Source organism: Ectopseudomonas khazarica (genome assembly GCF_004521985.1).
Classification (GTDB): domain Bacteria; phylum Pseudomonadota; class Gammaproteobacteria; order Pseudomonadales; family Pseudomonadaceae; genus Aquipseudomonas; species Aquipseudomonas khazarica.
This window is the reverse complement of the sequence record NZ_SBHZ01000056.1, coordinates 1-410: the sequence shown is the minus strand read 5'-3', so window position 1 is coordinate 410 and position 410 is coordinate 1. Positions and strand designations below refer to the sequence as shown.

The following is a 410-nucleotide window of genomic DNA, read 5'->3' as shown; positions in this document are numbered from 1 at the left end:
GTCCTGGGACGGTACAGCCTGGCCAGCGATTTCGCCGTCATGCCGACGCAAAGCCTCATCGGTCCCGCCATGCGGCCGGTCATGGCCGCGTTCGCCACGATGGCCGACGACCGGAAGCGGCTGCACCTCTCGTTCCTGAAGGCGGCGCGCCTCACCATGTTCATCGCGCTGCCGGCGGGCATCGGGATCGCGCTGACCTCCGAGGAGATCGTCAGCGTCTTCCTCGGCAGCCAGTGGAGTTCCGCCGCGGTCTATCTGCGGTGGCTGTCCCTGGCGGTCATGTTCACGGCCTATTACCAGCCGGTGTCATCGCTGTGCATCGCCGTCGATGAGCCGAATTTGTTGCTGAAGATAAATGCCTTCGAGACGGCGATCAAGATTCCGCTCATGACGGTCGCCTTCTATACGAG

At 63.4% G+C, this 410-nt stretch carries 1 protein-coding gene; it reads left to right on the top strand.

Annotation, left to right across the window (positions count from 1 at the left end; translation table 11 throughout):
- Nucleotides 1-410, top strand: a 410-nt coding sequence (locus EPK82_RS24705) for an oligosaccharide flippase family protein (RefSeq protein ID WP_167494409.1), incomplete at both ends; no start/stop codon positions are given.